Origin of the sequence: Bacteroides sp. AF39-11AC, from assembly GCF_003474285.1 — a bacterium.
Taxonomy (GTDB): domain Bacteria; phylum Bacteroidota; class Bacteroidia; order Bacteroidales; family Bacteroidaceae; genus Bacteroides.
The window spans coordinates 456,713-477,184 of sequence record NZ_QROH01000003.1 but is presented as its reverse complement, the minus strand read 5'-3'; the positions used below and the strand labels follow the sequence as shown (position 1 = coordinate 477,184).

The 20,472-nt window shown below is 43.2% G+C and carries 14 protein-coding genes; 7 read left to right on the top strand and 7 right to left on the bottom strand.

The annotated features are described in order from the left end of the window. Positions 1-10 precede the first annotated feature (10 nt). From DW036_RS07500 to DW036_RS07485, 4 genes are all read left to right on the top strand, one after another. Positions 11-1,039, top strand: a complete 1,029-nt coding sequence (locus DW036_RS07500) for an inorganic phosphate transporter (RefSeq protein WP_118462566.1) — start codon at positions 11-13, stop codon at positions 1,037-1,039. 118 nt (positions 1,040-1,157) lie between these two features. Beyond that, complete coding sequence (fsa, locus tag DW036_RS07495; protein ID WP_118462564.1) at positions 1,158-1,814, top strand: fructose-6-phosphate aldolase; 657 nt, start codon at positions 1,158-1,160, stop codon at positions 1,812-1,814. A gap of 113 nt (positions 1,815-1,927) precedes the next feature. Further along, on the top strand, positions 1,928-3,805 hold the full coding sequence (locus DW036_RS07490) for an LTA synthase family protein (protein WP_118462562.1): 1,878 nt from the start codon (positions 1,928-1,930) through the stop codon (positions 3,803-3,805). 6 nt (positions 3,806-3,811) lie between these two features. Then, positions 3,812-4,483, top strand: a complete 672-nt coding sequence (locus DW036_RS07485; RefSeq protein ID WP_118462560.1) for a phosphatase PAP2 family protein — start codon at positions 3,812-3,814, stop codon at positions 4,481-4,483. Position 4,484: 1 nt separating this feature from the next. Here the strand turns inward: DW036_RS07485 and DW036_RS07480 are convergent, their stop codons facing one another. Both DW036_RS07480 and DW036_RS07475 read right to left on the bottom strand, forming a co-directional pair. Further along, positions 4,485-7,019 carry a carboxypeptidase-like regulatory domain-containing protein gene (locus DW036_RS07480; protein ID WP_118462558.1) on the bottom strand — a complete coding sequence of 845 codons (2,535 nt, stop codon included), beginning with the start codon at positions 7,017-7,019 and terminating at the stop codon, positions 4,485-4,487. Positions 7,020-7,322: 303 nt separating this feature from the next. Beyond that, on the bottom strand, positions 7,323-8,192 hold the full coding sequence (locus DW036_RS07475) for a GLPGLI family protein (protein ID WP_118462556.1): 870 nt from the start codon (positions 8,190-8,192) through the stop codon (positions 7,323-7,325). A gap of 219 nt (positions 8,193-8,411) precedes the next feature. Here DW036_RS07475 and DW036_RS07470 point away from each other — a divergent pair, with 219 nt between their 5' ends. Continuing rightward, positions 8,412-9,947: a sensor histidine kinase KdpD gene (locus DW036_RS07470; RefSeq protein WP_118462554.1), complete on the top strand. Its 1,536-nt coding sequence runs from the start codon at positions 8,412-8,414 to the stop codon at positions 9,945-9,947. Between the two features lies 1 nt (position 9,948). Continuing rightward, positions 9,949-10,632, top strand: a complete 684-nt coding sequence (locus DW036_RS07465; protein ID WP_118462552.1) for a response regulator transcription factor — start codon at positions 9,949-9,951, stop codon at positions 10,630-10,632. Between the two features lie 8 nt (positions 10,633-10,640). Here DW036_RS07465 and DW036_RS07460 read toward each other — a convergent pair whose 3' ends face one another. Next, a complete protein-coding gene (locus DW036_RS07460; protein WP_118462550.1) occupies positions 10,641-11,264 on the bottom strand; it encodes a hypothetical protein in 624 nt (207 codons plus the stop codon). Between the two features lie 356 nt (positions 11,265-11,620). Here DW036_RS07460 and DW036_RS07455 point away from each other — a divergent pair, with 356 nt between their 5' ends. Next, positions 11,621-14,245, top strand: coding sequence for a BACON domain-containing protein (locus DW036_RS07455; RefSeq protein WP_233560338.1), 2,625 nt, complete (start codon positions 11,621-11,623; stop codon positions 14,243-14,245). 80 nt (positions 14,246-14,325) lie between these two features. Here the strand turns inward: DW036_RS07455 and DW036_RS07450 are convergent, their stop codons facing one another. The 4 genes from DW036_RS07450 to DW036_RS07435 are packed head-to-tail and all read right to left on the bottom strand — an operon-like array spanning position 14,326 to position 20,467. Continuing rightward, complete coding sequence (locus tag DW036_RS07450) at positions 14,326-15,096, bottom strand: LytTR family DNA-binding domain-containing protein (RefSeq protein ID WP_118462546.1); 771 nt, start codon at positions 15,094-15,096, stop codon at positions 14,326-14,328. Continuing rightward, the gene (locus DW036_RS07445; protein WP_118463184.1) at positions 15,089-16,114 is read right to left on the bottom strand and encodes a sensor histidine kinase; all 1,026 of its coding nucleotides are present in this window, start codon (positions 16,112-16,114) and stop codon (positions 15,089-15,091) included. Before DW036_RS07445 ends, DW036_RS07450 begins: the two co-directional genes overlap by 8 nt. Positions 16,115-16,141: 27 nt before the next feature. After that, positions 16,142-17,431, bottom strand: coding sequence for a TolC family protein (locus DW036_RS07440; protein ID WP_118462544.1), 1,290 nt, complete (start codon positions 17,429-17,431; stop codon positions 16,142-16,144). Positions 17,432-17,434: 3 nt separating this feature from the next. Continuing rightward, the gene (locus tag DW036_RS07435; RefSeq protein WP_118462542.1) at positions 17,435-20,467 is read right to left on the bottom strand and encodes an efflux RND transporter permease subunit; all 3,033 of its coding nucleotides are present in this window, start codon (positions 20,465-20,467) and stop codon (positions 17,435-17,437) included. Positions 20,468-20,472: the final 5 nt, after the last annotated feature.

Sequence of the window (20,472 nt, the reverse complement as noted above, 5' to 3'; positions counted from 1 at the left end):
AGCTGAGAACATGGAATTATTAGTAATAATTATTGTATTGGCTCTGATATTCGATTATATCAATGGTTTCCACGATGCAGCAAATTCAATAGCTACCATTGTATCAACCAAAGTTCTTACTCCTTTTCAGGCAGTAATATGGGCAGCTTTTTTTAATTTTGTTGCATTCTTTATTGCCAAGTATCTGATTGGAGGTTTCGGTATAGCTAACACGGTGTCTAAGACTGTGGTGGAACAGTATATCACACTACCGATTATTTTATCGGGAGTGATCGCTGCTATTGCATGGAATCTGTTTACCTGGTGGAGAGGCATTCCTTCATCTTCTTCGCATACCCTTATCGGTGGATTTGCAGGAGCTGCTATTATGGCTCACGGTTTCGATGCCATTCAACTCAATATCATTCTGAAAATCGCAGCCTTTATTTTTCTGGCTCCTTTGATAGGAATGATTGTTGCTTTCGGATTTACCTTATTGGTTTTATATGCTTGCCGACGTGCACATCCCCATACGGCCGAGGTTTGGTTCAAGAAATTGCAACTGGTGTCTTCGGCAATGTTTAGTATAGGGCACGGCCTGAATGATTCACAGAAGGTAATGGGTATTATAGCGGCAGCTATGATAGCTGCTCATTCAGAAGGTTTAGGCATGGGAATAAACAGTATTGAGGATTTGCCGGATTGGGTCGCTTTTTCCTGCTTTACTGCTATTTCGCTTGGCACGATGTCCGGTGGATGGAAGATTGTGAAAACAATGGGTACCAGAATAACGAAGGTAACACCTTTGGAAGGTGTTGTTGCAGAAACTGCCGGTGCCTTTACCCTGTATCTTACGGAGTTTTTAAAGATTCCGGTTAGCACTACACATACAATTACCGGAGCTATTATTGGAGTTGGTGCTACTAAACGGCTTTCTGCTGTACGTTGGGGTGTAACGAAAAGCCTGATGATTGCCTGGGTGTTGACTATTCCGGTGAGTGGTCTTCTGGCAGCCGGGGTTTATTGGGTTATTACCTTGTTTTCCTCTTTATTGGGATAAAACGGTATAAACTGAAAACATTTAACTAAACTATCTGTTTTTATATTATATATGCTTCATATTTTGATATTTCATTTTATGTCGATTTATATTTTAATCACAATAAACAGTTTATGCCATGAAATTCTTTATTGACACTGCAAATTTAGACCAGATCAAGGAAGCCTATGATATGGGCGTTCTCGATGGAGTGACCACCAACCCTTCGCTTATGGCGAAAGAGGGCATCAAAGGAGTAGATAATCAGCGGAAACACTATGTGGATATCTGCAATATCGTACAAGGTGATGTCAGTGCCGAGGTAATTGCTACGGAGTATGAAGGTATGATTAAGGAAGGCGAAGAGCTTGCCGCACTCAACCCGCATATCGTAGTAAAAGTTCCCTGTATCGCAGATGGTATCAAGGCTATCAAATATTTCACTTCCAAAGGTATTCGTACCAATTGCACATTGGTATTTTCTGTAGGACAAGCTTTGCTGGCTGCCAAAGCGGGAGCTACTTATGTATCTCCGTTTGTGGGACGTCTGGATGATATCTGTGAGGATGGTATTGCACTGGTAGGTAAGATTGTGGAAATGTATCGGTATTACGGCTATACCACACAAGTTCTTGCGGCTTCTATTCGTCATACAGCACACATAATGCAATGCATTGAAGTAGGTGCCGATGTAGCAACTTGTCCATTGTCTGCCATTAAAGGCCTGCTTAATCATCCATTGACGGATTCCGGACTGAAAAAGTTCCTGGAAGACTATAAACGTGTAAACGGATAATAAAAATACTCTTATAAGCCTATCTTTCACGGTTTTCTTGAACAATATTGGCGTAAAATAGAATAAAACAACTATTTTTGCGCTCAATATAAATATAAAACAAGAAAAAGCTGATGAAAGAAAGGCTTATAGGATTGATAAAGACGTACATCCTTTTCGTCTGTATCTTTATATTGCAGAAACCGTTATTTATACTTTACTACAGTTCTTTGTATGCAGGTACTTCCTGGACAGATCCTTTCCTGGTTATCTGGAATGGTTTACCCCTTGACCTCTCACTGGCCGGATATTTAACGGCTATCCCCGGATTACTTTTTATTGCGTCCGCCTGGACACTTTCCAAGACACTCCGTAGTATCTGGAATGGTTATTATTTCTTCATTGCTATTTTACTCGCTGTCATTTTCATTGTTGATTTAGGTTTATATGAGTATTGGGGATTCCGTTTGGATGCCACCCCGCTCTTCTATTTCTTCTCTTCTCCTAAAGATGCATTTGCCAGCATGAATATATGGCAGATGACAGGCGGAATAGTGGCCATGATCATATATGCATCCTTACTTTACGTGATTTTCCTTTGGGTACAGAAAGGCATTTGGAAAAGGCTGAAGTTGCCTTATCGCCGTCTGTCCGTATCGGGTATCATGTTGTTACTTACTGCCCTGCTTTTTATTCCTATCCGTGGTGGCTTCACCGTTTCTACGATGAACACTGGTAAAGCCTATTTCAGTTCTAACCAACGACTGAATCATGCAGCTATCAATCCGGCGTTCAGCTTGATGGAATCTCTTTCCAAGCAAAAAGATTTCAGTAAACAATACCGTTTTATGGAAGCGGCACAGGCAGATGAACTGATGAAGAAGCTGGTAGATCCGCAGGTACTGGATAGCACTGCGGTAGTTCCCGATACTTTGCGTACGGCTTTATTCAAAACAGAACGTCCGAATGTCATTTTCGTCATACTGGAGAGTTTCTCATCTAAGTTGATGACCACTCTGGGAGGAGAACCGGACATTGCCGTGCAGATGGATAGCCTGGCAAGTGAAGGAGTACTCTTTACGAATTTTTTTGCCAATAGCTTCCGTACAGACCGTGGATTGGTATCCATTCTGAGCGGTTATCCAGCACAGCCTACCACCAGTATCATGAAGTACCCCCGCAAGACCCAGAATCTTCCTGCTATTGCAGGCAGTCTGCGCGATGCCGGATACCGTACCAAATATTATTATGGGGGTGATGCCGACTTTACGAATATGCGTTCTTACCTGATGTCTTCCGGTTTTGAAGGTATTGTTTCGGATCAGGACTTCTCCGTATCAGAGCGTTTGAGTAAATGGGGGGCACACGATCATCTTGTCTTCAATCGTCTGTTGGAAGATATAAAGGCTGAAGCGGCGGATACAATTACGGCAGATAATCCCCGTCCGTTCTACCGGGTATTGCAGACCTCCAGCAGTCATGAGCCTTTTGAGGTTCCCTATCGTCGTCTGGCGAATGATCGTTTGAATGCTTTTGCCTATACTGACAGTTGTGTAGGTGACTTTGTGAAGCGTTTCCGTGAATTGCCGCAGTGGAAGAATACGGTAATAGTTTTTGTGCCCGACCATCTGGGGGCATATCCCGAACAATTGAATAATCAGTCGGTAGACCGCTATCAGATACCTCTGTTGTTGGTTGGCGGTGCAATTAGCGAACCAAGACGTATTGATGTGTACGGTTCCCAACATGATATTGCTGCTACTTTGTTGGCACAATTATCCTTGCCTCATCAGAAGTTTGTATTCAGCAAAGACATGCTGAATCCTGCTTCTCCTCACTTTGCTTTTTTTGCAGTTCCGGATCTTTTCGGTATGGTAACACCGGAAAACCTGCTGATATTTAACTGTGAAGCAGATGCTGTAGCAGTAGATGAAGGCAGTGCGAAAGGAGAGAACTTGCTGCCAGGCAAGGCTTATTTACAGAAATTGTATGATGACATTGCTAAAAGATAAAACAAGATGATGCTATTAGACGTTTTGAATCAGGTAGTCGATATTGATACTGATATATTCCTCTCCATCAACCGGATGCACAGTCCGTTCTTTGATTATTTTATGAGTGCATATAGTGGTAAATGGATTTGGGTTCCTATGTATGCTGCTATCTGGTATGTCATGCTGCGCAATTTCCACTGGAAAGTGACTTTGTTCTGCATGATTGGGTTAGCACTTGTCATTACCATTGCCGACCAGACAGGTGCAACATTGATACGTCCTTATGTGGAGCGTCTTCGCCCGGCTAATCAGGAAAATCCGATATCCGAAATGGTACATATTGTAAATGGTTATCGGGGTGGGCGTTATGGTTTTCCCTCTTGTCATGCTGCCAATACTTTCGGGCTGGCATTCTTTATCTGGTTCCTTTTCCGTAAGCGATGGCTCACCGTGTTTATAATGGGATGGGCACTGCTGACCTGCTATTCACGCATTTACCTGGGAGTACATTATCCGGGTGACCTTCTGGCAGGTACGCTTATCGGATTGATTGCAGCATACATTGTATATCGCCTCTTCCTGAAAGTCAGTGGATATAAGACCATGAAGAAAGTTCCCTGTATTTATGCTCCGATATTGGTTGGAGGATTAACCATATTGGGAATACTCATCTATTCCACAGTAATGGTATTATAGATTAAAACTGATAATTTACCGTCATCATGGCTTCCCTCGGACGTATATTCAGTCGCGAAGTATAACTTTGGGTGGCTGAATACGTCGTGTAAGCATACTCCTTCTTGTTGAAGAGATTGTTGAGACTTGCTTCCAATCTCCATTTTTTTCTTTTATAGATAAGGGATGCATCTGCAAACACAGTGTTGAGATGCGTATGTTCTCCTAAGTCATTCCGGTAATGTTCGCCGGAAAGGCGCAGGTCTACTTGTCCGATGCTGAATGTGAGGTGTAGCCGTTGTACAAAGTCCAGCAGTGGGCTGAGGCGGGTATCGCTTCCTATCTTGCTACCACCATATCCCAATGTCGCATGATACTCTGCTTCAAAGAGATCTGCGGGCGACCATATAACCTTAGGTTCTGCTTTCAGATAATCATAACGGTAAGTTTGCAAAAGACTTTGCGGATCGCTATCAGCCAGGCGCGTAAGTTGCTCACCGTTGCTACGACTGAGCAGCAGGGTAAGAGAGGTTTTCAGATGCCAGTCGTATATGCCTTTGGACAAGGTACTGCTGAGGTTCCAACTATCGCTGTGATTCGGCAGCTCACGTCGGGTGTAGACGATTGCATTTTCAGAAACACTTTGCTCAAAGAGGGTATTCCGGTTACTGCGACTGTAGGTCAGTGAGGCTGTGACAAAGAATTCCTGCACGGTGTTTTTATATTCACCATAGAGATTATAAGTCTGCGTAGTGCTTGTAGGGAAAAGGCCGTTACCGCTTCGCCAGGTACGGTAGTCGGTTTGGTAAAGTCCCGGATATAGGTCGGAGAAGTCTCCTGCCGAACGTTTCAGGCTGCCATAGAGAGAGAACGTCCAATGATAATCCAGTTTGTAACGCAAATACGTGGACGGATTGAAGAAGAGGAATGAACGTTGTTGTGAGAAGTATCGCTGGGCTTTTAGGGGTAACGAAAGTGTAGCCAGCCATTTACCCCGTTGCAACTGGAAATAGGGGTTGAAATACAACGACAGGTTAGAGGCGTTGAAGTCATTAGGTTGTGTAGGTGGAGTATACCTCATTGTTGCCCGTTCTCCTTGTATTCCTGCTTTGTATTGCCGGGTAAAGCCGTTGTACTTGCGCAGATATGCCGCACTATTATCAGTATAGAAGCTGTGCTGATTGAATTTGCTTTTTCCTTCTTCAAGCAATAAAGATGCGGGCTGGTAAGCATACTGTGTTGCCGAGCGGAATTCCCAGGTACTGCTTTCCCGGTTCCGGATGAGATTGAAATAATTTCCCGCACTCAGCCGGGAAGTTCGTAGAGTTTGTCCGAGCTCTTCCGAACGTCCATGGTTTAATTCTCCATCCATTGTGAAGCGGTTGGATATATAGTTGCGATTGCTGTTATCTTCATAACGAAGTTCCAGATTGGCGGCATCGCTTCTCAGGTGATAATGATAAGTTTCATCTATTTGTATGGTATCCGTTGGCTGATAATAGACTTGCGTATTTCCCCGTTGTTGCCGGATCACGTCATGGGTGTATCCGGCTTGCATACGTAAACTGCGATCTTCATTCCATTTGTACATCCGGTTGCCATTCAGGGTGTGCGTCTCATTAAACAATAACCGTTTTTTATCCAACGGTGCACTGATGCCCGGCTGTGATAGAAAACCGGAAAGTGGCACTTCCTGCCAACCGCTTCCTGTCAATATTGTCTGTTCGTCGCTGAGGTCCTTGCCATTGTTATTCGTCTTGTAATTATAGACACTCTGCTTACCTTTGCCCAGTTGAAGGGCATTCAGCCCGCCTTCCCATAGGAGTTTATCATTGTCATCGCTCCATCCGGCACCCAGTGTGATGTTAGCTATCCATTGGTCCCGTGCTTTCGGATCGAGTTTCAGGTTCAGTGCCACTTCTTCAGAGTTAATCTTTCCTTTCAGTGCCTTTACGGACTGATAGTTTTCCATGATTTCGGCCGTTTTCACAGCTTTGGCATTCAGGTTATTGTTGATCTGGTTGTAGCGTCCGCCTGTGACGTCCATTCCTTCTACAAAGTAGTGGTCGATGGCTTTCCCTTTGTACTTAACTTGTCCATTTTCATCGACATCCACGCCCGGAAGTTTCTTCAATACATCCTTGATATGCAAATCTTTAGAGGACGCAAACTGTGCCAGATCATATCTTACCGTATCTTTCCGGGTATTGATGCGCCCCGGACGTATCTGTACTTCTTTCAGCACGATAGCTTCCGGTTGCAAGCTAAGATTCAGGGTTCCTGCCGCATTGATATTTCGTATTTCTCTCTTATAGCCTAACAAAGAGATACTGAGTTGCAGCGTTCCGCTATGCTTCCACGGCAAAGAAAATTGCCCTTTGGCATCGGTTAGTGCATAGTCTATCGTTGTGTTTCCGCGCAATACACTGATCATGACTGCCTCCAGCGGTTGATTGGTTTCTGCATCTGTTATCTTGCCGCTCAATGTCTGGGCGTAGGTAGACGACAAGAAAGGAAAGAGAAACAGAAAAAACAAAATAATAAGTCTTTTATTCATATGCTGAAATAATTGAATAATTAGTATTTGAGACTTGTCTTAATTTATATACAATTATTTATCTTTTGTAATCTCTTGATTATCAGTGGATAAGAAGGAAACTGTCTAAGTATAGGACTGAGGTACCCTAAGTATGATACTGAGATACCCTAAGTATCATACTGAGGTACCCTAAATATGCGACTGAGTTCAGAAACAATCATGTATGTAATGAAATAGCACCTTTTATAGACCGATTGTCAGGTTTTATTTTTCTACGAGTATAGCGTAGCTACTTGTCACTGGTAGCCTGTAGCTTGTAGCTCATTTTTCTCGTTCCAACGGATTATAAGGAACATTCTTCGGATTCTTGGTTGCATTACCCTGTTCATCGCTTATTTTAACGGTAACATTCGGCATACTTCCGGTGATAAATCCTACCGGGTCGGCATAATAACGTTCGTGTACTTTGTTGTATGCTTTGCGGTTCATCGGTTCGTGCTTCTTTCCATCGAAGAGTATCGGCCTGTATGTATGGCACTGTTCCATACCGGCAGCGGTAAATGAATAATGCCCTTCACTGTCTTCGGCTTTCAGTATCAGCCCGGGTAGTCCATAAAGTTTCCAGGGACCTTCGCTGACGGGTATTTCTGCAGTAAACCATGCCGTCCATGTCCGGCCTTTGAATAGACATTCGGCTTTGCTGCAAAGGTAGGAGAGGACACTGTCGTTTTCTGCCAGTATCTTCCACTGTGGACGTTCTTCCGCTTCTTCGCAACGCAGGCGCGTCATGCCTGCCACTTCATCGAGGGTAGTTACTTTTCCTGTAGGATAGCCTTTGAAGGTACGTTCGCCCAATTTGCTTTTCCCATATTGGTTCAGGTGTTCATTGATGGTTTCCTGTGAGGCTTTGTTAGCGAAATCCACTGCCAGTACGGAGTCGCAGACATACTTGGTGTAACTGTAGAACTTGGAGAGATTTTTGCCTACTTCCAGCATCATGGTTTCTTCCGTAACATTTTCCGGTTTCTCCGGATTGATGATGCAGCGCGTTTCATATTGCACAAGGAGTTGTGCGTCGCCGATGGTATCATTCTGTATTTTCGTTCCATCAGAAACAATAATTTGTGCCTTTGCTTGTGATGCGCATAGCATGGCGAGACACAGATTGAAGAAAATAATTCTTGCACTCATAGTTTTTACTTTTTTAGAGGTTTGACATGCTGCTTCCAGCGATTATTGTACTGCAAAACTATGCGGATTTTGCTTCAGAAGAGGGCGAAAGTTATTACTGAAATATTACGCAACGTATAATATCTGCCTCGCACGTACTTATATTTGCAAGCTAACTTCTACCTTTGCCGGTACCAAATGAAGGTCCTTTTGAAAGAGGTCTTAAAAAGAGGAATAATTATGGAACGACGGATAAAGATAGTTTGGATATTCTCCATTGTAGCGATGCTGCTCATTACATGCGGACAGGCTTACTGGCTACGTAACCAATATCAGTACATGAATGATGAACAGATCAATGATATCTATGATCGCATCTTGCAGACCACCCAACAGTATGACTCTATCCGTGCTCCCCAACCCAAGAAGGTGCTTAGTAGCAGCAATATGTTTTTCTATCAACTAAGTAAATCTATTGATTTGGAAGCACGAACCACCATCGACGAAGTAATTTTAGGGGTTCTGAAAGGGAGGGATCTGGAAAGTGTGGGCCAAAAGAATATAGAAACTCTTAAAATAGAGCAGCAGGATTCTGCCAGCGTGGATGATAAAGAAAGAGAGGCACAGCGCAGGGAATGGGCATTGGCATTAGACACCCTTCTACCGGAAGAACGGATCATTGTGAAGGATTCATTCAAAATCAATATGTCCGATAAAGATGCTCCTAACTTGAACTCTATTATTAATCTTTATCGTTTGGAGTTGGATATACCTTTTGCATTGCAGCAGTTTGATTCCTTGCTTGCCATACGTTTGGACGAACAAATGTTTACTACGCATCTGGTCGTTTCTGAAGATTCCACTTACCAGTGGAATGCCGAACTGAAGCGGCAAGGCACTTTGTTCAATCCGTATATCGAAGTAAGCTATCCCTATAATCCCCTGAAACATCAGTTGCTTCTTGTTACTGTGAAGGTTTCGCCTCATGCAGTACTTGTGCGTATGGGTTGGCAGCTATCCGGCAGTATCTGTCTGATTTTCCTATTGGGGCTTTGCTTGCTGTTTCAGATAAAAACCATCCTGAAACAACGTCGGATCGACGAATTGCGAAAAAGCTTTGTAAACACCATGATACATGAATTGAAACGGCCTGTACAGGCTCTGAAAATGTGTATTGCTTTCCTGAATGACAAGTCTTTGCGGATGGATGAGAAAGCAATGGACGAAGTGATCCATGATTCTATGTCCGAACTGGATAATCTGTCGGCTTATCTTTCAAAGTTGCGCGATATGACGCGTGCCGATGATGAACATACACAACTTTCCGTTCGTACGTTCGATATAAAAGCGAGTCTGGAAAAGCTTGTCCGCCTTTATCATATTCCAGAGGATAAAGATGTTTCTATTGAGACACATTTCAGTACGGAGACTTTGGTGACGGCAGATCCGGTACACGTTTCCAACATCATTAGTAATCTGATAGAGAATGCTGTGAAGTATTCAGGTACTTCTGTGCACGTCGTTGTAGATTGTCTTTTGCAAGATCATCAGTTGATAATACGGGTATCCGATGACGGTATCGGTATTCCGGTTTCCGAACAGAATCGTGTATTCGATAAATTCTACCGGGGCAGTAATCTTCCTGATCGCTCATTACCGGGTATCGGTCTGGGTCTGAGTTATGTGAAATTGCTGGTAGAGGCACACCATGGGACTATCTCTTTAAATAGTCAGGCGGGTAAGGGAACGACAATAGAAATTAATATACCTCAATAAGATGAAACCTTTGAAGATACTTTTTGCCGACGATGATTTGAAATACTCAATGCTGCTGAAGCGCTTTCTTGAAAAAGAAGGTTACGAGGTAACTTATGCCGGGAACGGAAGCATTGCTATCGAGCAATTTCCTCTTGTGAAACCAGATTTGGTGTTACTCGACATTAATATGCCCGGTCACAATGGCTTTGAAGTTGCCGAACGTATCCGCGAGACGGATAAGCATGTACTCATATTCTTCCTTTCCGACCGTAGTGATAAGGCCGACCGTCTGCAAGGTTTCCAGCTCCGTGCGAATGATTATCTTGCCAAACCGTTTTATCCGGAAGAGCTTATAGCCCGTATTCGTGAACGTTTCGCTTCACAGCGTTCTGATACGGTGGAGGAGGAGACTTATCATTTCGGCCAGTCTGTCTTCAATTACAGTACCAATGAAATACGAACGGGAAATAATAAAGTGCTTATAACTTCCCGTCAGGCAGAGATTCTCCGTTTGTTGGCGAAGAACCTTAATTTGTCTGTAGACCGTGACTTGTTGTTGAATACAGTTTGGAGCAGTGCCTCTTATGCAAACTCTCTGGCGCTGAACGTGCAGATTACTTATTTGCGCAAGGCACTTCGCAATGACTCTTCGGTGAAGATAGAATCGTTGATGAAGAAAGGCTATGTATTGAAAGATAAGTAGTTTATTGTTTACTTTATTTCTTCTAACAATGTTTCTCCCTCATTTTGCATAAAGAATTTGCCTGTCCACTTTCCTGTGATTTGCAACTCTTCACCAGTATTAATCTCTGTGAAGAGGGCACGGTAAGTAGCGTTTACTTCTCGCAAACTAATGATGTGATTGTAAATAAGTCTGTGATGAGGAGGTATAGTCGATTCATGAGTTATTTCTACCATAAGGGGAATATATTGTTCCTCCAACGAAAAGAGTGTTTTAGGGCCACTATTTATATATGAAAAATGGTCTGATGGGAGGAGAGTAGAACCATCTGGGACATAAATTTCATTAGGGGTTTGGGCTAAAAGTTGAAACAACTTTGCATCATCTGTGTAGAAGCATGAAGATTGTCTTACATCTGCTGTTGGCTTGACTGTTACTTTCATTTCTTCATCAGTGTTATTATCAGTAAAGAAACCTGGTATCGTTTGCTTAATGATTTTAATTTCATCATCTTGCATAATCCATGCTACTTCTTTTAATTTGTAATCCTTTGCGAGTTCATCATCACCATCATCGTTGCTACATGCTGAAGCGCCGCAAAGTACTATAATAACAAATAGCCCGATTCTTAGTAGTTCTTTAATTTGTGTCATACCTTTAATTTTTTAGTTAGTCTATAAGTGTAATTTTCAAATATACGCCAATAAATTGAAACAATGACTGTTTGTTGTGTTAAAAGTTCAGCTATACTTTGAAAGCAGACCCTTTCTTCACTGACTGTTGTTTTATCCTTATGCAGAATGTACAATGGTATCTATACAGACTCTAATGTTTTTAAGTTGATGATGCAAAGATTTGTATAGAGGTGCGCAATGTTTTTGCGCAGTGAGAATTATTTTTGAATTTTACTTCTTTTGCAGATTTCTTTGTATACTTTTGTCGGGCTATATAGATGAATGAGAGCAAACTTATATAGAACACTAAATAATATATGAAAATGAGATTGTTTATGAAGAACACATGGCAGTTATTTATCTGTCTGGTATTTCTGGCTGCTTGCAGTGATGATGCTGTAGAAGACCAAACTACTATTTCGTTGCCCCCTGAAACGGAGGCGCTGTTTGAGAAAGGACTGAACTTTACAAAAGATGCAGATACTCAGTCTTTAGAGTTCACAACTACGGAGGACTGGAGCATTACTGCTGCAGAAACTCGTAATGGTGAAAAGTGGTATCGGATTTATCCTACCAGTGGAAAAGCCGGAGAGAAAGCTGATGTTTCCATTAGTGTCGATAAAAATGAGACTTATGACGAACGTAGTGTTGCCATTACTATCAATGCCGGTAAGGTAAAAAAGACATTAATGATTTCGCAGAAACAGACAGATGCTCTGCTTGTGTCGAGCGAACGCATGGAAGTGAAACAGGAGGGAGGAACTATAGATATAGAGGTCAAAGCGAATGTGGAATACAAAGCGGTAATTGCAGACGATTGCCAAAATTGGATAAAGCTTGCACCTTCTACTACTCGTGGGCTGAGTACTTCTATCATTCGTTTCAAGATAGAGGCAAATGGGGAACGGGATAAACGTGAAGGAACAATATACATCACTGATGGTAAACTGACAAAGCCGGTAAAAGTATACCAACATGGTGGCGACATCATACTGTTGAATGAAAATGAGTATCCTGTTGGCGACCGGGGAGAGACTATTAAAGTAGAGTTGCGTAGTAATTGCACATATGGCATTCAGATGCCCGATGCAGACTGGATTAAAGAAGCGATCATGAATCGTGGAATGTCCAGTCATACCATTTATTATACAATCAGCCCTAATGAGACGAATGAAAGTCGTCGGGCAAAAATAATCTTCTATAATAAAGAAAATACTGCAATAGCCGATACTTTGACTGTGATACAGGCACAGAAGGATGCTGTTGTGATTGATAATAAGAATATCGAACTTAAAACTCCCAATGATACCATTATTGCTATAGATGTAAATGCTAATGTAGATGTAGAGATACGTCCTGCAGATACTTGTCAGTGGATTACGGAAAGTGCCGCAACGCGTGGTTTGCAACTTCGCAAAGTTTATCTGAAAGCTGCTAAAAATGAGAACTTCTCACCTCGTCGCGGAAGAGTATTGATTAAAAGTAAGAATGGGAAAGACTGTGATACGCTGAAGATATGGCAGGCCGGGAAACCGACTACGGTGAAACTGGAAGAGTCGGAGTTGGACGTGCCTATGGCAGGTGGGACTTATCGCATCAAGATAGAAGCCAATGTGGCTGTGAAAATGAGTAAATGGAAGTTATTATGGCCGGAAGGGGAGCTTGGAGATGAACCAAGCAATGATATGACGGATGATTCTATTTGGAGTAAGGATTTGTTTGAGTATAAAAATAAGCCGGGAATTCCTTATCAGGCAACTCTGTCGGCTGATGGCCAATATCTGGAAGTTAAAGTAGATCCGGCAGTGAGTGCGAAAGCTACTTCTGTAGCAGTAAAGGTTTATGGTGAGTATGAAAATAAAGAGGCGCAACTGATTATTCGGCAGGATCCTGATCCGACCAAAGTGGTTCAGTTACAATTGGCCGAAAATGGTGCGGCAATGTTTACAAGTATCTGTACTTTTTCCTATCAAGCTTTGCAACAGATGTGTACACTTGAAGAACTTTATTCCCGCCAGTCCGAAAAGGAACAAGGCTATAATAGATATTTAGATTTTATCAATCATACTTTAAATCCTTATAATTCGTATGTATCAAATGCATGGGATGCTTGTTATACTACGATAAACAGGAGCTTGATAATAAATATGGGGTTGGAGAATGCTGTAAATGATGACATAACTTCTTCTGATAGCACAGCTGTCGTAGCTTTGATGGAAATGCACCGCTTCTTGTTATATTATGAAATGGTAAATTTATGGGGAAAGGCAGTGTATATAAATAAGCTTCAAACAGATTCATACACAGGCATGCCTGCAACTTTAAAAGCGGAATTATTGAAATTGTTTGTAGAGCCATTATTGCGCTCACGTGACTATTTACCTGGGGAAAAGGTGGCACAGACTACGGTAAATGATTGTTTCTTCCCTTCCCGTGATTTACCTTCTTTACTGCTGGCGCGTATTTATATGGAGCAAGAGGATTGGAGTAAGGCAAAGTCTATGTTGGCAGAAGTGATAAATAGTGGTAGGTATCAGTTGGGAGATTTGGTTTATCAACTACCTGCATTCCAGGCATCCTCTGGCAATCAAAATGATATGGTAGCCAATATTTGTTTTAGTTATACAGAAGTCTTGCTGAATTTAGCAGAGTGTGAATTCCGTTTAGGCAGTTCTACGCAGGCTGAGGAATATTTGAACAAGGTAATAGTAGCTAATATCGGTTCTCCGGCATATTCGTCAGAGAAGTTGTCTGCTGCAAAATCAGGTGATGGTTTTATGGAACGTTTAGCAAATACGTGGCAGTCGCAGTTGAAAGGTACAGGTACCTATTTTGCTTTTTTGAAACGTAATGGAATTGCTGAAAAATTCTTGGATGTACCTGCTTGGAGATTGAAATTTCCAATTCCTCAGAGAGAACTGGATATGAATAGGTATATGTCACAGAATGAGGGATATTAGAATTCTGTAATTTGTATATTTAAAGTATTTCGCGCCACTTCCTTCCGGTTATGGAGAAAGTGGCGCGAACTATGAAGAGATTAAAAGTTGAGCCACAGCTTGAAAGAAGATACTTTTTCTTCGCTCACCGTTATCTTATCTTTATGAGGCGGTTTCACGTGAAGTATTATTTTTCCGTTAAAATAGGGCGCTGCATGCACTATGGCATCAATACAGACAATAACCTGACGGTTGGCACGGAAAAAACATTGAGGGTCCAATTGTTCTTCAAGTCGGGTGAGGGAAAGGTCTATGATATGTTCCTGTCCGCTTTTTGTAACGGCAAAGGTGATTTTATTTTCTGAATAGAAATAGGCAATATCACTGACTTGCAAGGCCCAGAATTTATCTACTCCGGCAATGAGGAAGCGGGTACGGTAGCTCTTTTCCTGCTTTTGCAGACTTTGAATCAAGTCTCCTATGTAATTCTCTTGTTTGTAGTCTTTTCCTTTCAGGGTTTCATATTTCACAATGGCATCCAGTAGGCGTTTCTCATCTACAGGTTTCAATATATAGTCTATGCTGTTCACGGTGAAGGCACGGATGGCATATTGATCATAGGCTGTTGTGAAGATAATCAATGAAGAAGGTTGTGCGGCAGTGAGGAAGTCGAATGAATTGCCATCCGATAGCTGAATATCCAGAAACAGGATATCCGGATGAGCCTGTGTCTTGAACCAGGCAATGGCATCCTCCACACTTCCGGGTAATACGGTAACCTCCCAGTCGGGACGCAGCCGTGTGATGATGGAAGATAGCAGGCGGGCAGCGGGTACTTCATCTTCTATAATGGCAGCAGTCAGTTTACTCATAGATTAAAGGGACTTTTACAGTGAATATTTGGTTCTCATTATTGATAAGAATGTCGGTACCTATCATTAGTTTGCAACGGTTCGATAGATTCTGCAGACCTACTCCCGAACTTGTATCGCTCTTCTTGACGTGTATCGGATTGCTGACCACCAGAAAGTGATCGGCAATGTATATCGTAATTTCCATCGGTTTATTGCTGTTGATGGAATTGTGCTTAATGACATTTTCCACTAATAATTGCAGGGTGAGCGGAGGAAGTTGATACTCCATAGCCTCGGTTGGTATTGTGATATTGCAGGTGATGCAATTGCCTAATCTGACTTCGTGCAGGAAAAGATAGGACTGAATAAATTCTAATTCTTCACCTAATGTAATCAAGGTTTTATCCTGCGATTGAAGCACATAGCGATATACATCCGAAAGATTTCGTGTGAAGCGTACGGCATTTGCCGGATTATATTCGATTTCGGCTATCAGCGTATTCAGACTATTAAAGAGGAAGTGAGGGTTCAGTTGGTTCTGCAGGGCGGTATATCGGGCTGCGTTATTCTCTTTCTGTAATTGTGCCGTTTTTTGTTGTAGCCGGAGGGCATTTTTAATGGAACGGTTAGCAAGTAACAATCCCAGGATGACAAGTTCCACCAACCACACCACTAATAAAATACGTATTCCTCCTATCTGGAAAGTGAATGGATTTTCTGCTCTTCCTATTAACTTGGCAGCTACTAACAGACCATAATTCAATAGCAGAAACAATAGCATTACAGATATATATACCGCTATGAACTTCCACTTCCAGCGCAAATTGTTGGAATATAGGCGGTTCATCCATGAACTGATGCGAAGAGTACAATAACCCAATATATTGAAAGTGGCAACGACAAAGAAGAATGCACCCGGTGTGTGGATTGTATTCGTAACTTGCGGAGTAAGATTTGTATAATTAGCCAGAAGCAGGAATGAGAAAACTCCCAATCCTGAAAAGAGTAGGCTGTATAAAAGAGTGTTCCACTTCATAAGTACAAAGTTACGAATTTCCACTTATCATTTATATTGGTTCAATGCTTTTATTAATGCCGAATACTGTCCTTGTGCAGAAGCTTTGGCCTGTACATGGTTTATTTCAGCGTTTTGCCGGTAAGTCTGCGCTTCAATAACCTCTACAATGGATATTTCGCCTTCATTGTAGCGTTCCATGGCTTGGCGTTCGTTTTCGTGAGCTTTCTCCAGCGATTGCTGGCTTAGCTGTACCTGACTTAATGCCTGTGACAGAGAGAGACGGGCAGTTTGTATTTCCAGATCGACTTTATCCTGAATCTGATTCAGATTGTCTCTTGCCATACCTATCTTTTGGCTGGAAGCCCGTTTCTCATTCCGTCGCTTTCCCCATTCAAACAAAGGTACGCTGACTTTGGCATACACTGCATAGTTAGGGTCCAGATCGGCACGCAAGTCATAACCCGGAGAAGAATAACTGCCATCTACTCCTACATATAGTTGTGGTTTATATTTTGAATCGTTCAGCTTTCGTGAACTCTCCGCCATTTTAATCTGATCATGTGCTATCTTGATTTCGGGACGTGGAATAGCAAGTGCCAACCGCGAATTGTCCGAAGTATCCACTTGTGGAATAATTGTATCTATAGGAGTAGGTTCCTCCAGAGGTAACCCGATCAGGGAATTGAAAGCCATTAATCCGGTATCAAATTCTTTTTGTGCTTGAAGCAATTGAAACTCAGCATCGTTTAGTTTCACCTCAGCCATTAGCAGGTCCTGGGGATTAACCAGTGAGACTTCCACCCGTTCACGGATTGTTTGAGTCAGTGAGGCAATAGAGTTCCGATAGTCTGTAACAATGCCTACGATCTCCTGGCGGGCTACGGTATTCCAGTATTGAATATCCGTTTGAAAACAGACTTCCGATAAGAGCTGTTCCTTCTGGTGTGAGGCCAGAGAGTATTGATGCTGTGCCATGCGGATGCTCTCAAGTAAGCGCCCGCCTGTATATATAGGTTGCAGTAGGGTGAGGGAAGCACCATATTTGGTATCGCGCCCTTGTATATGGAGTGGGTTATCCATACCCGGCAGGTTCAGGTTGAGCTCCAACGGATTTCCGGTATATTGAAAATTGGCATCGCCTGATAGTTTCGGTTTCAGGTCTGCACGGGCAGATTTCTCCAGTTCAATGCTGGCTGCCAGATTTTTCTCCGCCGCTTTCAGGTCGTGGCTGTATTCAAGAGCCATCGACCTGTACTTCTCCAGCATCGCACTTTGCTGGCCAAAAGCGAACGGACCACACAACGATAGAATAAAAAGGATATATAATTTCTTCATAATCTATTTCTTCTTTACTTTATAAAACAATGAATAGAGCGCCGGAGTGACGAACAGAGTCAGCAACGTTGCAAACGTCAATCCGAAGATAATAGTAGCCGCCATACCACCGAAAGCCACGTCGAACAATAAGGGAACCATACCCAGGATCGTAGTAGTGGCCGCCATCAGTACAGGTCGGGTACGCGATACGGTAGATTCGATAATGGCAGTATAGACAGGTATTTCCGCGCGTCGTTGTACCTGTATCTCATCCAATAGCACAATCACATTTTTGATAATCATTCCCAGCAATCCCAGCCACCCGGCAATGGGGAAGAAGCCAAATTCAAACCCTGTCATCAGCATACCTACAGCAACACCGATCAGGGATAATGGTAGCACACACAGAATGATTAGCGGATCGCGGAAGTTACCGAACAAAGCAACAAGAATGACTACCAGTGCAAGGAATGCCAGCGGGAAGAATTTGGCTATGGCTTGCATGGCTTCGCGCTGGTCCTTGTATTGGGCGTCCCAGAAGAAAGTGTAGCCTTCGGGAAGCTGGATCGATTCTATTTCCTGACGAATTTCACCGTGTACTTCTGCCATGGTATGTCCGGCTTTTACCCCACACATAGCTGACATGGAGAGTTGCCGGTTATAGGTACGCATCTGCGGCCATTCCCAATCAGTTTCAATCTTTCCGGTGACTTGCGACAAAGGAGCAGAGTTTTGCCCGTTCCATACAGAAAAGTCTCCTAATCCCTGCGCATCGGTAATATCAGTACCTGCCGACTTAAGTTGTACGGGAACTTTCTTCTCATTGTCGCGGTAGATTCCTACAGTCAGCCCGTCATTGATAGATTTAACAGACTCCATCATGGCCGACTTTGTGATACCCAGTGCACCGGCTTTTACCGGATCATAGACAGGGCGGATAATAGGTGTCATATTGCCCCACTCATTACGGGCATCCGCTACTTTGGGGTTTCTGCGCATAATCTCGATAGCCATACCTGCCAGTGAATCGAGTATAGCAGGATCAGGTCCCAGGAAACGAGCTTCGATGACAGCTTCCGTCAGTGGACTCAGTTCGAATTTGTTCACCTTGATAAGTGGTCCCGGGAAAAGCGTACGAATGGAATCCTGCAATTTGTTACGCAATTCTTTTGTCTCTTTAGAGGAATGTGCCTTTACCAGCAATTGCGCATAGTTGGGTTGCGGACCAAAAGATACATTGGATAGATAGTATCTTGGTGGAGTGCGTCCCACGTAGGTTGAAACCATCTCTGTTTGTTCTTGATTGCGGATGTATTCAGCCATTTCCGAGGCCAAGCGATCGGTTTCCGTAATATCTGTTCCTTCGGGCAGCCATACGTCCAATGTGAAATAGGGTTTCTCCAGCGCAGGTACAAAGACTTTTGGGACGAACTTGAAACTCCAAGCGGAAACAACGAGCAATACAATCATCAGTCCCAGTGTGGCATAGCGGTGACGAATAACGAAATGCAGTGCTTTTCGGAAAGAATCGTATGCCCGACCTGAGAATAATTCGCTTTTTAATTCCGATGGTCGCGGACGACGTACAAATTCCTGAATAAAGAATGGCGTTTGTGTCAGTGCAAATACCCAACTGAACATGAGTGATACACCGATGACAATTACCAAAGAGGATAACAATTCACCTGTGATATGCGGTGAATAGTAAATAGGCAGGAATGTCAGGATAGCTATGACTGTAGCTGCCAACAAGGGTAGAGCGGTAGCAGAACATGCTTTCATGATGGAGGTTCGTTTTCGCATCCCCCGTTGCATATTCACCAGTGCAGAGTCGGAGACTACAATGGCATTATCTACCAGCATTCCCATAGCAATGATAATGGCTGCCAATGACATACGTTGCAGAGCAATCCCGCCCGCCAGCATCACTATTAATGTAGCAAAAATGGAGAATACCAATCCGCTGCCTACTAATAAACCATTCTTGAAACCGATGAAGAAGAGCAGGATGGCTACTACAGTAATTACAGATACTATCAGATTGATAATAAATCCTTGGTTGGCTACGGCGGACTCATGTCCCTGGTCATAGATAGCGGTGAGTCCGAAGCCTTCCGGCATATCTATTTTCAGTTCCTCGATACGTGCTTCGATGGCTTTTGCCATATCTACCACATTACCGGTAGGTACAGTAGAGATGGCAATGCCTACGGCCGGTTTCCCATCTATGCGCATCAGGTTGCTGGCAGGAGTTTGGTAACTTTCGTTGATGTCGGCAATATCTCCCAGACGGAAATGCTCTCCACTACGTGAAACAATGGTGAGCTGACGTATCTCGTCCAGCGAATAGAAATTACCTGTGGACTCAATACGGATACGCCCTGTTCCTGCCGTAATTCCGCCGGCATCCACCACCTTGTTCTGGGCATTGAATGCATTGACTATGTCCGCCGTAGTGATGCCGCTGCGAGACATCACTGCCGGACTGACTACTACATCTATCGTAGGTGTTTGCGTTCCGTAGATTTCGATACGGGCAACGTCCTTTACTTTTAGTAACTCATTCTTGATAAGCTTTGCCTGATCTTCCAGTTCACGATAGCTACGGCCTTCGCTTGTCAGTCCATAGAAAACGCCCAATACATCGCCGAAGTCATCATTCACAACTGATGGACCGGCACCGGCGGGGAGCTTGCTTTGTGCATCGCCTACTTTACGTCGCAGTTTATCCCAAAGCTGTTGCATCTCATCGGCACGTGTCTCTTTCTTTACATATACGGTGATTTTAGAAAGCCCCGCGCGGTTTTCCGTTTTCAGGTAATACAGTTCCCCTAAAGACTGGATGGCTTCTTCCAATACATCCGTCACCTGGCTTTGTACCTCTGAGGGAGAGGCGCCGGCATAAGGAGTCAGTACCAATGCCTGTTTGATGGTGAAAGGAGCATCCTCCAGTTTCCCCATCTTGATGTATGAAAAGAGTCCACCGGCAAGTACCAGTACCAACAGGAGAATGGTAACCGAGCGGCGTTGTAGGAAATATTTAATTAGTTTCATGATGC